13 protein-coding genes are annotated in these 16182 nt (G+C 74.0%); all 13 read right to left on the bottom strand.

Features of this window, described 5'->3' with window-relative positions:
* Positions 1–366 precede the first annotated feature (366 nt).
* The 13 genes from K3554_RS00510 to iolD all read right to left on the bottom strand — a co-directional run bounded on the left by K3554_RS00510 (position 367) and on the right by iolD (position 16161).
* Positions 367–1200, bottom strand: a complete 834-nt coding sequence (locus K3554_RS00510) for a sulfotransferase domain-containing protein (RefSeq protein WP_259942291.1) — start codon at positions 1198–1200, stop codon at positions 367–369.
* Positions 1197–1949, bottom strand: a complete 753-nt coding sequence (locus tag K3554_RS00505) for an SDR family oxidoreductase (protein ID WP_259942288.1) — start codon at positions 1947–1949, stop codon at positions 1197–1199. The genes K3554_RS00510 and K3554_RS00505 overlap by 4 nt, the downstream gene beginning before the upstream one ends.
* A complete protein-coding gene (locus K3554_RS00500; RefSeq protein WP_259942285.1) occupies positions 1946–3286 on the bottom strand; it encodes an FAD-binding oxidoreductase in 1341 nt (446 codons plus the stop codon). The genes K3554_RS00505 and K3554_RS00500 overlap by 4 nt, the downstream gene beginning before the upstream one ends.
* Positions 3283–3708: a GtrA family protein gene (locus tag K3554_RS00495; protein ID WP_259942280.1), complete on the bottom strand. Its 426-nt coding sequence runs from the start codon at positions 3706–3708 to the stop codon at positions 3283–3285. The genes K3554_RS00500 and K3554_RS00495 overlap by 4 nt, the downstream gene beginning before the upstream one ends.
* Positions 3705–5171, bottom strand: coding sequence for a UbiA family prenyltransferase (locus tag K3554_RS00490; protein ID WP_259942277.1), 1467 nt, complete (start codon positions 5169–5171; stop codon positions 3705–3707). Before K3554_RS00490 ends, K3554_RS00495 begins: the two co-directional genes overlap by 4 nt.
* A gap of 315 nt (positions 5172–5486) precedes the next feature.
* Entirely contained in the window at positions 5487–6632 is a 1146-nt protein-coding gene (locus tag K3554_RS00485; RefSeq protein WP_259945720.1) for an FAD-binding oxidoreductase, read from the bottom strand.
* 65 nt (positions 6633–6697) lie between these two features.
* Complete coding sequence (locus K3554_RS00480; protein ID WP_259942274.1) at positions 6698–8386, bottom strand: hydantoinase B/oxoprolinase family protein; 1689 nt, start codon at positions 8384–8386, stop codon at positions 6698–6700.
* A complete protein-coding gene (locus tag K3554_RS00475; protein WP_259942271.1) occupies positions 8383–10470 on the bottom strand; it encodes a hydantoinase/oxoprolinase family protein in 2088 nt (695 codons plus the stop codon). The genes K3554_RS00480 and K3554_RS00475 overlap by 4 nt, the downstream gene beginning before the upstream one ends.
* A 75-nt stretch (positions 10471–10545) precedes the next feature.
* Positions 10546–11448: a LysR family transcriptional regulator gene (locus K3554_RS00470; protein WP_259942266.1), complete on the bottom strand. Its 903-nt coding sequence runs from the start codon at positions 11446–11448 to the stop codon at positions 10546–10548.
* Positions 11449–11487: 39 nt separating this feature from the next.
* Positions 11488–12300, bottom strand: coding sequence for a 5-deoxy-glucuronate isomerase (iolB, locus tag K3554_RS00465; RefSeq protein WP_259942264.1), 813 nt, complete (start codon positions 12298–12300; stop codon positions 11488–11490).
* 11 nt (positions 12301–12311) lie between these two features.
* A complete protein-coding gene (locus K3554_RS00460; RefSeq protein WP_259942260.1) occupies positions 12312–13445 on the bottom strand; it encodes a phytanoyl-CoA dioxygenase family protein in 1134 nt (377 codons plus the stop codon).
* The gene (iolE, locus tag K3554_RS00455; RefSeq protein WP_259942257.1) at positions 13442–14344 is read right to left on the bottom strand and encodes a myo-inosose-2 dehydratase; all 903 of its coding nucleotides are present in this window, start codon (positions 14342–14344) and stop codon (positions 13442–13444) included. The genes K3554_RS00460 and iolE overlap by 4 nt, the downstream gene beginning before the upstream one ends.
* Positions 14344–16161 carry a 3D-(3,5/4)-trihydroxycyclohexane-1,2-dione acylhydrolase (decyclizing) gene (iolD, locus tag K3554_RS00450; RefSeq protein WP_259942254.1) on the bottom strand — a complete coding sequence of 606 codons (1818 nt, stop codon included), beginning with the start codon at positions 16159–16161 and terminating at the stop codon, positions 14344–14346. The genes iolE and iolD overlap by 1 nt, the downstream gene beginning before the upstream one ends.
* Positions 16162–16182: the final 21 nt, after the last annotated feature.

The following is a 16182-nucleotide window of genomic DNA, read 5'->3' as shown; positions in this document are numbered from 1 at the left end:
CCGTCCTCTCATACGAAAACCCACGCATCGCCGTCGGTCCGCTCCTGCCGGTGCACGATGACCAAGGCTTACGGAGCAGGCCTCGCGCTCGCGATAGGAACTGCCCATGCCGTCGCCCGGACAAAGCCGGCAACCCTGCGCTGGTAGAACCGAAGCCGAACGCTCCTCCCAAGCTGCACGAGATCGTCACGATACATAACACGGATTCCGCGGTGGAACTTCGCTATCCATGGACCCGCATCGTCGCATGGCGCGCATTCAAGGGATCTAGCTCCCGAGGCACCGTCCTTCGGACCATGCGTCGACATGCTCCTACCGGCCGGGAGCGGACGCGAAACGATCGCGGGCGCTCCGAACCTTCACCCTTCAAACCGCCCCGACGCGCGCGGTCTCGCATAGCCGCTCCCAGCCGGGCCGGAGGCGGGCGTCGAGGCGGGCGCGTGCGGCATCGGGAAGGCTGCCCTCTACGCGCAGGGGACGGCGCAGGGCTCGCTTGCCGAGCCGGATCACCGGCCCCGGCATCAGCGCGTTCAGCCGGTCGTAGTTCGGCAGCCGCCGCAGCCAGGCCAGGAGCGGGCGGTCGATCCCCTGCCCCGCGCGGGTGTGGAGCACCGCCTGCCCCTCCATCGCGTCGAGCGCGGGGCTCAGATCCCCCGTCCGACCGAGGAACCGCAGGACGCGCGCGTGGCAGGCGCGGGGATCGGCGCGGTAGTCCTCCAGCGTCAGCACGTGCACCTGTCCGGCCGGGTAATGGCGGTGGATGGCCGCCAGCACGGCGGGGTAGTCGCTGGTGTCCACCACCTCGGGCCACCGGGCCAGCGCCTCGGCCAGCGGCATCGCGCGCCGGTGGTTGGCCATCATCTGCACGAGGTGGGACTCCACGCGCGCGACCGGCTCGCGCAGCATGTAGACGAGGCGCGCGCGGGGGACGTGCCGGGCCATGCGCGCGAAGGTCTCGTCGATCCCCGGCGCCATCGCGTAGTCCGGCGTGCCCTCCATCACCAGCGCGTCCTCGGGGGCGTCGCGGAACAGGTCGCGGTACCAGTCGATCCCGCGCCGCGCGTAGTGGTCGTTGAAGAAATGCGTCTCCTTGCGCGGATACATCCAGATGCCGTCCACCCGTGCCAGCGCGGCGCACAGGGTGGTGGTCCCCGTCTTAGGCGCGCCGACGACGATCGCGTCCGGCAGGCGGCCGGTCACAGCCTGGTCTTCTTGAACACGCTCTCGGGCAGCGCGCCGATGATCCCCATCACCAGCCGCCACACGGGGCGGACGTAGAGCACGTCGCCGCCGCGGCCCTCCACCGCGCGCAGCACCGCGCGGCCCACCTCGTCGGGCTGCGCGGTCAGCGGCGTGGGCGTGTCCATGCCTTCGGTCATGCGGGTCGCCACGAAGCCGGGCTTCACGGTGATCACCCGCACCCCCGCGCCGTGCAGCCGGTTGCGCAGCCCCGACAGGAACGCCGTGAACCCCGCCTTGGCCGAGCCGTAGACGTAGTTCGACGCCCGCCCCCGGTCGCCGGCCACCGAGCTGACGCCGACGATCACCCCCCGGCCCCGCGCCGCCATCCGCTCGGCGAACAGCCCCAGGATCAGCGCCGGCCCCTCGTAGTTCGACCGCATCACGCGGGCGGCCGCCTCGAGGTCGCGCTCGCTCTCGGCCTGCTTGCCCATGGCGCCGACGACGCAGACGACGATGCCCGGCTCCGGGTCCAGCCCGTCCACGAAGCCGGCCATCGCCGCGGTGTCGAGCACGTCGAACTCGGCCGCGGAGACCGGCACGCCGTGGCGCAGCGCCATGTCCGCGCGCGCCGGCTCCAGCGAGGCCGCGCCGCGCGCCGCCAGGTTCACCGCGTGGCCGGCCGCCGCGAAGCGCGCCGCGATGGCCTGCCCGATGTCGGAGCGGCCGCCGAGGATCAGCACCGCCTCCCGGTCCGAGGTCTGGGTCACAGCATCAGCCTTTCCGATTGGGCCGAGGCGAAGGCCTCGGACAGTCCGCCCTCGGCCCGCATCCGGCGCACCGCGGCGGCGCGCGGATCGGCGCGGTGCAGGGTCGACGCGGCCATCCGCGCGTCCTTTGCGAGGTAGAACCGCCCGCCGTGATCGAGCACGATCGCGTCGAGCCGGTCCAGCAGCGCCAGAACCGCCGCGTTGGCCGGGAAGTCCAGGGCGAGCGTGAAGCCGTCCTGCGGGAACGAGAAGCGGCTCTCCTGCGCGCCGAAGCGCTTGAGCACCGCCAGGAACGACCCCTGCCCCGCCCGCGACGTCGCCTCGAGGAGCGCGCGCAGGCCCGCCTCGGCGCCGTCCGGCGGCAGCACGCACTGGAACTGCAGGAAGCCGCGCCGCCCGTAGATGCGGTTCCATTCCAGCACCGCGTCGAGCGGGTAGAAGAAGCCGTCCCAGTCCACGACCGAGCGCCCGGCCCCGCGCCGGCCCTTCGCCCAGTAGAGCGCGTTGAACGCCCCGACCGAGAACCGGTTCAGGGCCGCGGCGGGCGCGTCGAAGGGCACGCGGCGGCGGCCGCGCGCGGGCGTCTCGAAGGGGCGGTCCCGGAACGCGGGCGGGACCTCGCCCGCGGCCGCGTGCTCGCCCAGCATCAGCAGCGACCGGCCGAGCGCGGCGCCCGAGGCGAGGCAGTCGATCCAGGCCACCGAGTAGGTCGCCGCGTGCTCGGCGTCGAAGGCGGCCATGGCGGCGCACAGGTTCGCGGCCGGCACGGTGCGCTGCACGATCCAGCCGCTCTCCACGGGGCGCAGGCGGATCGCGGCGCGCACGATTACCCCGGTCAGCCCCATGCCGCCCACGGTCCAGGCGAAGAGGTCGGGGGCGTCCTTGCGGCTCGCGCGCGTCACGGTGCCCTCGGCGTCCATCACCTCGACCCAGTCGACGCAGGCGCCGAAGCTGCCGTCGCGGTGATGGTTCTTGCCGTGCACGTCGGCGGCGATGGCGCCGCCTAAGGTGACGAACTTGGTGCCCGGCGTGACCTGCGGGAACCAGCCACGCGGCAGGAAGGCGGCGATCACGTCGCCCAGCAGCACGCCGGCCTCGGCCACGAGCTGCCCGGTGTCCGGATCGAAGCCCAGCATCCGGTTCATGCGGCGCATGTCGGCGGTCAGCGCCACGCCCATCGCCGCGTCGCCGTAGGCCCGGCCGTTGCCGCGCGCGACCACGCGGCCCGCGCCGACCACGGCGCGCAGGTCGTCCTCGGATCGGATCGCGCTGACGGGGCCGGCGCGGCGCGGGTAGCGCCCCCAGCCGGCGAGCTCCTGCGTGGGCGCGCGCGTCACGCGGGGGCCGCGCGGCGCGGCGCGGCGTCGAACACGAAGCGCCGGTCGAGCTGGTACTTGACGACGTAGCCCACCGCGAGGCCCAGCACCGCGCCCACCTCGCGCATGGGGTCGGTGCCCCAGATCAGCCAGAACGCCGTCTCGGTGCCCCAGAAGATCGCGGTCGTGACGATCCCCATCGCAGTGTAGAGCCCGAACCGGCGTCCGTGCGCGGCCACCCCGGTGGAGCGGTCCGCGAAGATCCACCGCTTGTCGAGCGCGTACTTCAGCACCAGCCCGACCCCGGTCCCCGCGAACACCGCCAGCGCGAACACCCCCGCCCCGTCGCCGAGCATCAGCACCGCGCGCTGCGCAAGGAGGTTGGCCGCCGTGGCCGCGACGGCGAAGGCCGCGTAGAGCGCCGTCAGCCGCGCCAGGCTCACAGCACCGTCCCGGCCACGGCGAAGGCGGCGATCAGCGCGGCGCAGACCAGCGAGACGCGGTCGCGGGCGGCGAACACGACCGGGTCGTCGTCCATCCAGCCCCGGTGGGCGATCATCACCATGCGGTTGATCCAGAACAGCAGCACCAGGCAGATCCCCCACAGGGGCGCCGCCGTGGCGTAGAGCACCTGAACCGTCTCGGTGTTCAGGTACAGCGCCATGACCAGCACCGACACGAGGCCCGACGACACGGCCATGTTGGCGACCAGCGGCAGGTCCGAGGTGGCGTAGCGCCGGCCGTGCGCCGCCTTGCCGCCGGCGTGGAGCGAGGCGACCAGCTCGGTCTGGCGCTTCATCGCGGCGAGCGAGAAGAAGAAGAACATTGAGAAGGCCAGCAGCCAGACCGACAGCGTCACGCCGGTCGCCACGCCGCCGGCGATGATCCGCAGCGTATAGAGGCCCGCCAGCGTGCAGACGTCGGCGACCAGCACGCGCTTGATCCAGAACGAGTAGGCCGTGGTGGCCACGAAGTAGCCCGCCATCACCGCCACGAAGAGCGGCCCGAGCAGGGTCGCGAGACCCAGGCCCACCAGCAGCAGCGCGGGCGCGGCCACCGTGCCCCACAGCAGCGGCGCGGTGCCCGCGGCGAAGGGGCGGTTGCGCTTGCGGGGGTGGGCCCGGTCCGCGTCGAGGTCCAGCAGGTCGTTGAGCAGGTACACCGACGATGCGATCAAGCTGTAGCAGACGAAGGCCAGCGTCGCCTGTCCCAGCGTCGCGAGGTCGAGCCGGTGCGCCGCCAGCATCGGCACGAAGACCAGCGCGTTCTTGGCCCACTGGTGCGGCCGGATCGCCCGCAGCATCGCGCGCGCAGGATGCCGGCCGTCGCCGAGCGCCTCGACCTCCCCGGACACCTGCGCGACCCGCGCGGCCAGCCCAGGGCGCACCCCCACGGTCACCGCCGAGGCGGCGTCCTTCCATACGGCGAGGTCCGCGACGCTGTCGCCGGCATAGACGTACTTCCCCTGCCCGTAGCGCGCGTTCAGGTCGCGGGCCTTCGCGGGCCCCTTGAGGTTGCGCACGCCGTCCGAGCCGTGGACGGCGTCGAACACGCCCAGATGCCCGGCGATCGGCTCCAGCACCGCCTCGTCGGTGGCCGAGGCGAGCACGATGCGCGCGCCCTCGGCGCGGCGGCGCTCGATTGAGCGCAGCACCTCCTCGTCGTAGGGCAGCGTCGCCGGGTTCACCGGGCCCAGCCGCTGCAGCACACGCTTCAGCCGCGCCCGTCCCCCCAGCAGCGCCCGTCCGATCGGCCAGACGTTGCGCCAGTCGCGCGAGAGCGCGGACCAGAACGTCTCGTAGAGCATGTCGGTCCGCAGCAGCGTTCCGTCGAGGTCGACCACGTAGACGGGAACATCGGCGGCGGGGGGGGCGGTGTCGGAAAGCTCGATGACGCTGTCGGGCATGAACACGCTCGCACAAGGAGGCCCGCCCGGAATGAGTGGGCGGAAGGACAAGAAGTCGGCGCGAGCGGCGCGGAATGGATGTCCGCCGCGCTGCGGAGAAGCTTGCGCCACCCCCCGCCCCCGATCAAGCCCCGCGCGGGCGGGGGCACGGGGCCGGACCCGCCCACGGGTGCCCTTAGGGAAACCGTCCCGCGATTCCGTCGCTTCCGGTTCGTCAATGGAAACCGCTGGTTCCGGTGTGTGGACAGTCGGGGGCGGTCGGAACGGGCGGCGATGGGTATGCACTTGGGGCGTCGCGCGGCGGCGCGCCCGCCCTCAGATCACCGCCCGCTCCACCAGGGGCCGCCCCGCCGGGATTCGGTCGAAGCGGAACGGCGAGAGGTCGAGCGTGCGGAAGCCGCCGTGCACGATCCACTCGGCCAGCCCGCGCCCCATGGCGGGCGACTGCTGCAGGCCGTGGCCCGAGAAGCCGTTGATGAACAGGAACCCCTCCACCTCCGGGTGCGGGCCGAGCACGGCGTTGCGGTCGAAGTGGTTGTACTCGTAGTGCCCGGCCCACTCGGCCTGCAGGCGCAGGGCCTCGAACTGGGGGATGCGCGCGGCGATCAGGGGCCAGGCGTGGTCCTCCCAGATCTCCGGGTCCATCGCGAAGTCGTCGAAGGCGGGGGGCGCGTCGTCGTGGGGCCGGCAGCCGGCGAGGTAGGTGCCGCCACCGTTCTCGCGCACGTGGACCCCCGAGGGGTCGATGGTAAGCGGCAGGGGCCGATCGAGCGGGCGCTCGGCGCGGAAGATCCAGGTGAAGCGGCGGCGCGGCTCCACCGGCAGGTCGTGGATGCCCGCCATGGCGGCGGTCACGGCGGCGCGCGGGCCGGTGGCGTTCACGACCGTGCCGCAGGCGATCCGCTCGCCCGAGCGCAAGGAGACGCCGGTGACGCGGGCGCCGCCCCGATGGATCGCCGCGACCTCGTTCTCGATCCACTCCACGCCACGCTCGCGCGACTGGCGGCGCCACCAATCGCCCATGGCGAGGCCGTCGAAGTAGCCCTCGTCGCGCGTCCCGTGCGAGCCGAGCACGATGCCGTGGAGGTCGTAGAACGGGTACTCGGCGGCGATCTGCGCGGGCTCCATCAGGCGTGTGCCCGCCCCGGCGGCACGCTGGATGGCGTGGTTCTCGCGCAGGGTCTCGGCGGCGGCCTCGGAGCCGGCGAGGTACATGTAACCGTAGGCCTGGATCGGCAGGTCGGGCACGCGCGGGTCGCCGCCCATCCAGCGCCGCAGGTCCTGCACGTAGGCGGCGCCGAACTGCGAGATGCGCACGTTCAGCTCGGTGGAGAACTGCTGGCGGATGCAGGAATTGGTGTGCGAGGTCGTGGCGTGCTCGAACGCGAGGTCGCGGTCGACCACCAGCACCCGCCCCCGGAACCCCTCGTGGGTCAGCCACCACGCCACCGAGGCGCCCATCTGCGCGCCGCCCACGATGACCACGTCGTAGGCCGTGCGGGCCGGCGCGTCGCGGCGGCCCGCCACTACACGTCCTCCCCGCGCTTTGCTGCCGCCAGCACCGCGTCGGCGTCGGCACCGGACATCCCATAGGTCTCCCGCGCCGTGGCCGCGTCGATGTAGCCCCGCGCGAGGTCGCGGCGCACGAGCGCGGGTTCGCGCTCGGCGGGATCACCGTAGCCGCCGCCCCCCGGGAAGGCCATCACCACGCGGGCGCCCTCGGGCACGAACTGCCTGCCCTTCACCCGCATCGAAGCCCCGTCGGACCGGGCGATCTCGGTGGGCGCGCCCGGGGCGCCGCCGCGGCGTCCCCGCGCGGGGTGGTCGCGGCGGTCGAGCATGGCCGAGAGGTCGAACTCGTGCCCCGGAAGCGCGCCCACCTCCATGTGCTGCCCCAGCCCGCCGCGGGTGCGCCCCGCGCCGCCCGAGCCCTTGCGCAGCTCCTTGCGCCAGATCATGACGGGGCCGGCGTGCTCGGTCGCCTCCACCGGCATCGTCATCACGCCCGAGGGGAACGCGGTGGCGTTCAGGCCGTCCGCCCCGGGCCGCGCGCCCGAGCCGCCGGAGTTGAAGGTCAGCACCTCGGCCCTCCGCCCGCCCGGCGCGGTGGGGCGCAACGAGACCTGGAAGTTGCACAGGCACCCGGCGCCTTCCGCGGGCACCACGCCGGGCACGATCCGGTCGAAGGCGTCGAACACGGTGTCGGGCACGAAGTGGCCCACGATGTGCCGCAGGGCCACGGGCGCGGGGTGCACGGCGTGCACGATGGTGCCCTCCTCGGCCACCACCTCGAACGGCTCCAGCGAGGCGTGGTTGTTGGGGATGTCGGGCGCGATGGCGACCTTGAGGGCGTAGCAGGCATAGGCCTTGGTGTAGACCAGCGGGCAGTTGATGCCCTTGGCGTCGGCGGGCGAGGTTCCCGCGAAGTCGGTGACGATGCGGTCCGCGTGGACCGTGACCGTGGCGCGCAGGGTGATGGGGCGGTCGAAGCCGTCCACGGTCATCTCGCCGGTCGCCGTCGCGCGCGGCAGGGCCGCAATCCGCTCCAGCGTGGCGCGCCGCGAAGCGCCGAGGATGAAGTCCGACACCGGCGCCAGGTCCGCGAGCCCGAACTCGCGCATGGTCTCCACCAGCCGCCGGTGGCCGATCTCGTTCGAGGTGGCGAGCGCGTGCATGTCGCCCACGATCTGGTCGGGCTCGCGCACGTTGGCGCGCACCAGCGCCAGCAGCGTGCGGTCCACCTCTCCTCGGTCCGCGAAGCGCATGATCGGCAGGCGGATGCCCTCCTCGTAGACGCTGCTCGCATCCGCCCCGAAGCCCCGCCCGCCCACGTCGACCACGTGGGCGGTGCAGGCGAAGAAGCCGACGAGCCGGCCATCGAGGAACGACGGCGTGACCACGGTGATGTCGTGGAGATGGCCCGTGCCCATCCAGGGGTCGTTAGTGACGTAGACGTCGCCCTCGGCCATGGTCTCCACGCCGATCTCGCGCCGGAAGTGCGCCACCGCGTCGGCCATGGCGTTGACGTGGCCCGGCGTGCCGGTGACGGCCTGCGCCAGCATCCGCCCTTCGGCGTCGTAGACCCCCGCCGAGAGGTCGCCCGCCTCGCGCACGGAGGTGGAGAAGGCGGTGCGGACCAGGGCCTGCGCCTGCTCCTCGACCACCGAGATCAGGCGCGTCCAGATCACCTGCAGCGCCACGTCCGTGAGGCTCATGCCCCGCCCTCCCTCGCGATGTCCAGGCACCCGTCGGCCCGCTGTACAGCCTGCCAGCCGGCAGGCACGATCACCGTGGTCTCCGCCTCGACGATCGCGGCGGGGCCGGTGACGCGGGCGTCCCTCCCCAGCGCGGTGCGCTCCACCACGCGGGCGGCGGCGGGGCGGCCCGCGACGGGGTCGAAGACGGTTCGCTCCGCGGCCGCGGGGGCCTCGGCGCCCTCGCCCGCCCCGGCCACCGCCTCGGCGGCGGCGGACGGCGTGGCGGCGAGCACGGACCAGACCGTGACCTCCACGTCCAGCCCCTCGACGGTGCGGCCGAAGAGGCGCGCGTAGTCGGCCTCGAAGCGCGCGAGCACCGCCGCCGCCTCGGGCGCGCGGGCCAGTTCCGCGGGCAGCGCGACGGGAATCTCCCAGCCCTGCCCGACGTAGCGCATGAAAAGCTTGGCCTCCGTGCCGATGGCGGCGTCCGCGTCGCAGGTCCGCACGAAGCCCGCCGCCTCGGCCGCCAGCTCCTCCAGCAGCGTGCGGGCGGCGCCCGCGTCGAACTCCCGCAGGCGCATGTAGACCGAGCGCGTGGCCTCGAACGAGAACGGCGCGCGCAGGAAGCCAATGGCGCTGCCGACCCCCGCGCCCGGCGGCACCAGAACCCGGTCGATCCCCAGCTTCTGCGCCAGCCGCCCGGCGTGGAGGGGCGCGGCGCCGCCGAAGGCGATCATGGTGTAGCCCGCCAGATCCTCGCCGTTCTCCACCGCATGGACGCGCGCGGCGTTCGCCATGGTCTCGTCCACCACCTCGGCCACGCCGTGGGCCGCGGCCACGGCATCCATGCCCAGCCGGTCCCCCACCTGCGCCGCCAGCGCCTCCTCGGAGCGGTCCGGGTGCAGCGGAATCGTGCCGCCCGCGAAGTTGGCCGGGTCGAGCTTGCCCAGCACGAGGTCGGCGTCGGTTACGGCGGGCCGCGCGCCGCCGTGCCCGTAGCAGGCGGGGCCCGGCTCCGACCCGGCGCTCTCGGGGCCCACCTGGATGCGCCCCATCGCGTCCACCGAGGCGAGGCTGCCGCCGCCCGCCCCGATCTCCACCATGTCGATCACGGGAATGCTGATCGGCATCCCCGAGCCCTTCTTGAACCGGTAGGAGCGCGCCACCTCGAACACCCGCGCGGTCTTGGGCGCCCCATTCCGGATCAGGCAGATCTTGGCGGTCGTGCCGCCCATGTCGAAGCTGAGCACGCGGCCGAGCCCATGGCGCGCGGCCACGTCGGCGGCGAAGACGGCGCCGCCCGCCGGGCCCGATTCCACCAGCCGCACCGGAAAGGCGCTCGCGTCCTCCAGCGACATGATCCCGCCGCCCGAATGCATCAGGAACACCGCGCAGTCCGCGCCCTCCGCCGCCAGCCGCCGCCGCAGCCGCCCGAGATACGAGGCCATGAGCGGCTTCACGTAGGCGTTGGCGACGGTGGTGTTGAAGCGCTCGTACTCGCGCATCTGCGGGCTGACCTCGGAGGACAGCGAGACGGACACCTCCGGCAGCCGCTCCGCCAGCACGTCGCGCACCAGCCGCTCGTGCGCGGGGTCGAGGTAGCTGTGCAGGAGGCCCACGGCCACGCTCTCGACCCGCGCCTCGGCCAGCCGGTCGGCCACGGCCTCCACGGCGGCGCGCTCCAGCGGCACCACGGTCCGGCCGCGCGCATCGACGCGCTCGGGTACCGTGAAGCGCATCTGGCGGGGCAGCAGCGGCTCGGGGAGGCGGAGGTTCAGGTCGTACTGCTCGAAGCGCGACTCGGTGCGCATCTCGATCACGTCGCGGAAGCCCTCGGTGGTGACGAGCGCGGTGCGCGCGCCGCGCCGCTCGATCAGCGCGTTGGTGGCGAGCGTGGTGCCGTGGATCACCTGCCCCAGCGCGGCTGGCCGGAGGCCGGCGGCGGCGCAGACGCGGTGCATGCCCTCGACGATGGCGTCCTCGGGCGCGGCGTAGGTGGTCAGAACCTTGGCCGAATGGCGCGCGCCGCCCCCGGTCTCCACCACGACGTCGGTGAAGGTGCCGCCGATGTCCACGCCCAGCCGGGCCTTCGCCTCACGCATTCCCGCCCCTCCGCTGCACTCACAGGGACCACGGCGGGGGCCGGTCAAGCAAATCGTTTGTTCCCATCGGAAGGATCACGAATCGCGATGCTCCGCGCTCGCCTCGGCGGCCAGCGCGGCGGCGCGGCGCACGAAGGGGGCGGCGCGGCCGGGGTCGATGCGGGCCACCACGCGCAGCGGCGCGGGCGTCCAGGCCGCCTCCACCACCCACAGCGTCCCGGCGGCGATCTGACCGCGCGCCATGGCCGGGGGCACGAGGGCGACACCCATCCCGTCCTCGGCCATCTGCAGCGTGGCGGCGGCGCTCGACGAGGTGACGATGCGGTCCACGGGCAGGCCCTCGGCGGCGCAGAAGCCCAGCAGCTCGCCCGCCGCGGCGGTGCCGCGCGCGTGGGTCAGGACTCCGTGCGGCAGGAGGTCCGCCACGTCCGGGCGCGGGCCGAGCCGCTCCGCGAGCGCGGGGGCCGCGAGCCACCCGAAGGGGCTCTCGCCGAGATCCACGTCGCCCGGCGCGGGCGCGGCGCCGGCGATCAGGGCCAGGTCGCACTCGCCGTCGCGCAGCCGCCGGGCGATCGCGGCCGAGAGGTCCACCTCCAGCTCCACCGCGATGGCGGGCCAGTCGGCGCGCAGGCGGCGCAGGAAGGCGCGCAGCCAGGTGGCCGCGACCAGCTCCGTTGCGCCGAGGCGCAGGCGCCCCGCCACAGCATCCCGCCGTCCCGCCCGTTCCAGCAGTGCCTCGGCGGCGGCGAGCACGGCGCGGGCCTCGACCAGCAGCACGTCTCCGGCGGCGGTCAGGCGCACCGAGCCGGCGTCGCGGTGCATCAGCCGCGCGCCGAGCACCGCCTCCAGCGCCGCAATGCGCGCCGAGACGTTGGGCTGCGTGGTTCCGAGCAGGTCCGCGGCGCGGCGGAACGAGCCGGCGTCCACCACGGCCACGAAGGCGTCGAGCTGCTTGAGCGTGAGGCGGCCTTTGATCATGGGGCGGAGTATGCGCGCGGGCGCCGCCCCGCCGCCACCTCACCCTTTCGCGTCGCGCTCCATGATCCACGCCACCTCGGGGGCCGCAATGAACCGCCACATGCGCCGCGGCCCGGCCATCACGTTGAGGTAGTAGAGGTCGAAGCCGTAGGGCGCGCCGCAGGGATGGTGCCCGCGCGGCACGCAGACCACGTCGCCGTCGCTCACCGCCATGGTCTCGTCCAGCCGCCGGTCGTCGGTGTAGACCCGCTGCACGGCCCAGCCGTCCGAGGGATCGAGGCGGTGGTAGTAGGTCTCCTCGAGATAGGTGATCCGCTCGGGATCGTCCTCGTCGTGGCGGTGCGAGGGGTAGCTCGACCAGTGGCCGGCGGGGGTGAACACCTCCGTGACCAGCAGGCTGTCGGCCACGTCGCGGTCCTCCATGGCGATGTTGTGGATGTGGCGCTCGTTGGTCCCCTTGCCGCGCGTCGCCTGCGTGACGCCGTCCGGCCCGAGGCGCCGCGCGGGGCGGTCCGTGTGCGCGGGCGCGGTGCAGACGGCGACGGTGCAGTCGGTCTCGGCCACCGCCCCCCAGTCCGAGCGGCGCGGCACGTAGAGCGCGTGGGGAGGCGTGCGCTCGAACACGTCCATGCGGTCCCCGACGGTGCCGAAGTCCTCGCCGGCGGCCTCGATCCGCGCCTTGCCCTCGACGATCACCAGGATCGCCTCGCGCTCGCCGGTGGCGCCCGCGGCCCGGTCGCCCGCGCGCAAGCGGTGGAGCGCGAAGCCCACGTAGCGCCAGCCGGCGCTCTCGGGGGTGATGCGGTGCACCTCGCCGCGGGTGCCGATGGGACGGTGGAGGAGGTCGGGCATGGGCGTCTCCGTCAGGGCTGGCGGCGGGCGGCGTGGGCGTCGAGGCGCTCCGCGAAGGCGGCCGGGTCCAAGCGCTTGGCGAGGGCGGCGCGCATCACGTCGGCCTGGGAGGGAGGGGCGAGGCCGCCCGCGGGCGGGTCGCGGTCGAGGTTGGTGGGAAAGGCGTATCCTTCGGCGCAAGCGGCGACGGCGGCCTCGGTGCGGGTGGGGCCGAGGTCGTCCGCGAGGTCCAGCAGCGCGGGGTAGAGCGCGCGGCACATGGCGGCGCGGTCCACGGCCTCCATCGCGCGGCCCATGCAGGAGGAGACCTGCAGGAGGTTCGCCATGCGCTCGACGTCTGCCGTCCGGTTCGCGCCCCCGGCGTGGAGCAGCGCGGGCGAGAAGAACAGCGCGTCGCCCCGGCGGAGCGGCACCTGCACGTGGGCCTCCTCGAACACCGCCGCCACGTCGTCGTGGTGCATGGCGAGGTAGCCGCCTTCGAGGTGCTGCGACCAGGGCAGCAGCTTGGTCGGGCCACTTTCCACGGGCATGTCGACGTGGGCGATGGCGCCCTGCAGGGTCAGCGCGGGCGAGAGCGCATGGGCATGGGCCGGGAAGCGGCGCGCCTCGGCCTCGGGCATGAAGCCGAGGTGGTAATCCCGGTGCGGCCGCTGCGCCGCGCCGCCGGGGCGGACCACGTTGATCTGCGCCGTCATCTGGTAGGCCGGCCCGAGCCACGCCTCGCAGACCGCCGCGACGGGCATGCATCCGAACACCCGCGCGAAGGTCTCGGGCTCCGCGAGGCAGAGCTTCTGCGCCGCGTTCCACACCCGGTCGTTGGCACCCGCGGCGGCGAAGTGGTCGGCGCCGCCCCGCCCCCGCTCGGCGTCGATGATGCGCCCGTAGGCGGCGGTCGCGGCATCCAGCGCGCCGAGGTCCTCGACCGCCCCAGCCAGCGCCAGCGCGCCCGGCCCCTCGCCCAGCACGTGGGCCCATTCGGCCATGAGCGCCGCGCGCCCCTCGGGGTCCGCCAGATCGCCGGCGAGGGCGGCGCAGTCGTAGACCGGAACGCCGCGTTCGATCCGGGCGGCGCGGGGGGCGTCCTCCGCCGCCGTCTCGCGCAGGAGCGCGCGCAAACGCGCGGCGGCGTCGGGGTGGTCCCTCACGCGACCACCAGCCCGGCGGCGGCGCAGAGGCGGCGGATCTCCTCGAACCCCATGCGCGAGTACTCCGTCGGGTCGGCCTTGGCGGGGTCCTGCTCGGCCTCCACCACGATCCACCCCTCGTAGCCCATCGCCGACAGCCGGTCCGTGACGGCGGCGAAGTCCACCGCGCCCTCGGGGTCGCCCGGCACCGTGAAGGCCCCTGCGATCACCGCGTCGAGGAAGCTGAGGCGCTGGCTGCGCACCCGCTCCACCACGGGCATCCGCACGTCCTTGTAGTGCACGTGGGCGACGCGGTGGCTCCAGCGGTCCAGCACGGCAAGCGGGTCGGCGCCGCCGAAGCGCAGGTGCCCGGTGTCGTAGCACAGGCCCACCGCCGGGCCGGTCGCCTCCATCAGCCGGTCCACGTCCTCGCCGCTCTCGATGATGCTGCCCATGTGGTGGTGGTAGGCCAGCGGCATCCCCTGCCCCGCGCACCACTCGGCCACCTCCGTCAGCTTCGCGCCGTAGGCGGCGACGGCCTCCGCATCGAGCCGGGGGCGGTCGTTGACGGGCACATTGCGGTCGCCCTGGATGGTGTTGGAGCACTCCGCGTAGACGATGCAGGGCGATCCGAGCGCAACGAACTGCTCGACTTGGCCGCGGATCGCCTCGATCTCCTCGTCCGCCGTGCGCCCCAGCAGCCCGCCCGAGCACCAGCCGCCGCAGAGGCTCAGGCCGTAGCGGTCGAGGAAGGCGCGCAGGCCGTCCGTGTCCGAGGGCATCCGCTGCCCCCGCTCCACGCCCCGGTAGCCGATGGCGGCCGATTCCCGGAGCGCGTCGTCCATCGTGTAGCTTGCGGTGATGTCCGGCAAGTCGTCGTTCTGCCAGGCAATGGGGGAGATGCCGATGCGGACCGCCATCAGACCCTCCGCTGCCCGGCGCGGCCCTCGGCCCAGGCGTCGCGCGCCGCCTCGACCTCGGGGCGCTCCGAGACCTCGGGCACGCCCACGTCCCACCACGTGCCGCCCGCGCCGGTGCCGGGATAGGGGTCGGTCTCGATCACGATCACCGAGGGCACGTCGCGCCCCCTCGCCTCGCGGACCTTGGCCTCCAGCTCGGCGATGCTCGCCGCGCGCTCCGCATGGGCGCCCATCGAGGCCGCATGGGCCACGAAGTCGATCTCGGGCTGCGCCTCGACGCGCGCCGAGGCGTAGAGGTTGTTGAACTCCGCGCCCCCGGTGCCCGTCTGCAGGCGGTTGATGCAGCCGAAGCCCCGGTTGTCGGTCAGCACCACCGTGAAGGGCACCCGGCGCATCGCGGCGGTGGCTAGCTCGGAGTTGGCCATCATGTAGGAGCCGTCGCCGCAGAAGCAGACCACGTCCGCCTCGGGGCGGGCCAGCTTCACGCCCATGGCGCCGGCGATCTCGTAGCCCATGCAAGAGAAGCCGTATTCCATGTGGTAGCCCCCGGCGGGCGCCCGCCAGAGGGTGTGGAGCACGCCGGGCATGGTGCCCGCCGCGCCCATGACGACGGTCTCGGGCGTCGCCTGCCTCTGCACCGCGCCCATCACCTGCGCGTCGGTGGGCAACCCTCCGGCGTTCGGCGCCGCGGTGACGGCGTCCACGGCGTCGGCCCACACCGTGCGGCGGTCCTCGTCCACGCCGCCCGCGCGGTGCTCGCCGAGCGCATCAGACAGCGCCGCCAACCCCTCGCGCGCGTCGGCGACCAAGGGGAGCGCGCCGTGCTTAGCGGCGTCGTAGGCGGCGACGTTGAGCCCGATGATCCGCGCGCCACCGAACAGCGACCACGAGCCGGTGGTGAAGTCCTGCAGCCGCGTGCCCACGGCCAGCACCACGTCCGCCTCGGCGGCGGTGCGGTTGGCGGCGTCGCCCCCGGTCACGCCCACGGGGCCGAGGTTCATCAGGTGGTCCCACGCCAGCGCCGCCTTGCCGGCCTGCGTCTCGACGACCGGAATCGCGTGCCGCGCGGCGAAGTCGGCGAGCGCGGCCTCCGCCTCGCCGTAGATCGCGCCCCCGCCCGCGACGATCACGGGCGCCTTCGCCCCGCGCAATGCCTCGGCGGCGGCCTCCAGCTCGGCCGCATCGGGGCGGGGTCGGCGGACACGCCAAGTGCGCGGCTCGAAGAACGCCTCGGGCCAGTCGTAGGCCTCCGCCTGCACGTCCTGGCACAGCGCCAGCGTCGCGGGGCCGCAGGTCGCCGGGTCGGTCATGGCGGCCATTGCGCGGGGCAGCGCGGTGAGCAGCTGCTCGGGCCGGGTGATGCGGTCGTAGTAGCGCGACACGGGGCGGAAGCAGTCGTTTGCCGAGACCGTGCCATCGGCGAAGTCCTCGACCTGCTGGAGCACCGGGTCCGGCCCGCGCCCCGCGAACACGTCGCCCGGCAGGAACAGGACCGGGAGACGGTTCACATGGGCCAGCGCGGCGGCCGTCACCATGTTGGTCGCGCCCGGCCCGATCGAGGACGTCACGGCCATCGCCCGCCGCCGCCGCGACGCCTTGGCGTAGGCGATCGCGGCATGCGCCATCGTCTGCTCGTTCTGGCCGCGCCAGGTGGGCAGGGCGTCGCCCGCCGCCTGCAGCGCCTCGCCGAGGCCCGCCACGTTGCCGTGGCCGAAGATCGCCCAGACGCCTTCGATGAAGCGCCCGCCGTCCTCGGCCCGCTGCGCCGCCAGCCAGCGCACCAGTGCCTGCGCCGCCGTGAGCCGGATCGTGTCCATGCCGCGTCCTCCCCCGTCGCC

The organism is Jannaschia sp. W003 (assembly GCF_025144335.1).
Lineage (GTDB): Bacteria > Pseudomonadota > Alphaproteobacteria > Rhodobacterales > Rhodobacteraceae > Jannaschia.
This window is presented reverse-complemented; position numbering and strand designations above follow the sequence as displayed.

Excerpts from the sequence above, each read along its gene's own strand:
- K3554_RS00490 (WP_259942277.1), bottom strand. The coding sequence starts at position 5,171 with ATGCCCGACAGCGTCATCGAGCTTTCCGACACCGCCCCCCCCGCCGCC.
- K3554_RS00485 (WP_259945720.1), bottom strand. The coding sequence starts at position 6,632 with ATGGGCGCCTCGGTGGCGTGGTGGCTGACCCACGAGGGGTTCCGGGGG.
- K3554_RS00480 (WP_259942274.1), bottom strand. The coding sequence starts at position 8,386 with ATGAGCCTCACGGACGTGGCGCTGCAGGTGATCTGGACGCGCCTGATC.
- K3554_RS00475 (WP_259942271.1), bottom strand. The coding sequence starts at position 10,470 with ATGCGTGAGGCGAAGGCCCGGCTGGGCGTGGACATCGGCGGCACCTTC.
- K3554_RS00470 (WP_259942266.1), bottom strand. The coding sequence starts at position 11,448 with ATGATCAAAGGCCGCCTCACGCTCAAGCAGCTCGACGCCTTCGTGGCC.
- iolB (WP_259942264.1), bottom strand. The coding sequence starts at position 12,300 with ATGCCCGACCTCCTCCACCGTCCCATCGGCACCCGCGGCGAGGTGCAC.
- iolE (WP_259942257.1), bottom strand. The coding sequence starts at position 14,344 with ATGGCGGTCCGCATCGGCATCTCCCCCATTGCCTGGCAGAACGACGAC.
- iolD (WP_259942254.1), bottom strand. The coding sequence starts at position 16,161 with ATGGACACGATCCGGCTCACGGCGGCGCAGGCACTGGTGCGCTGGCTG.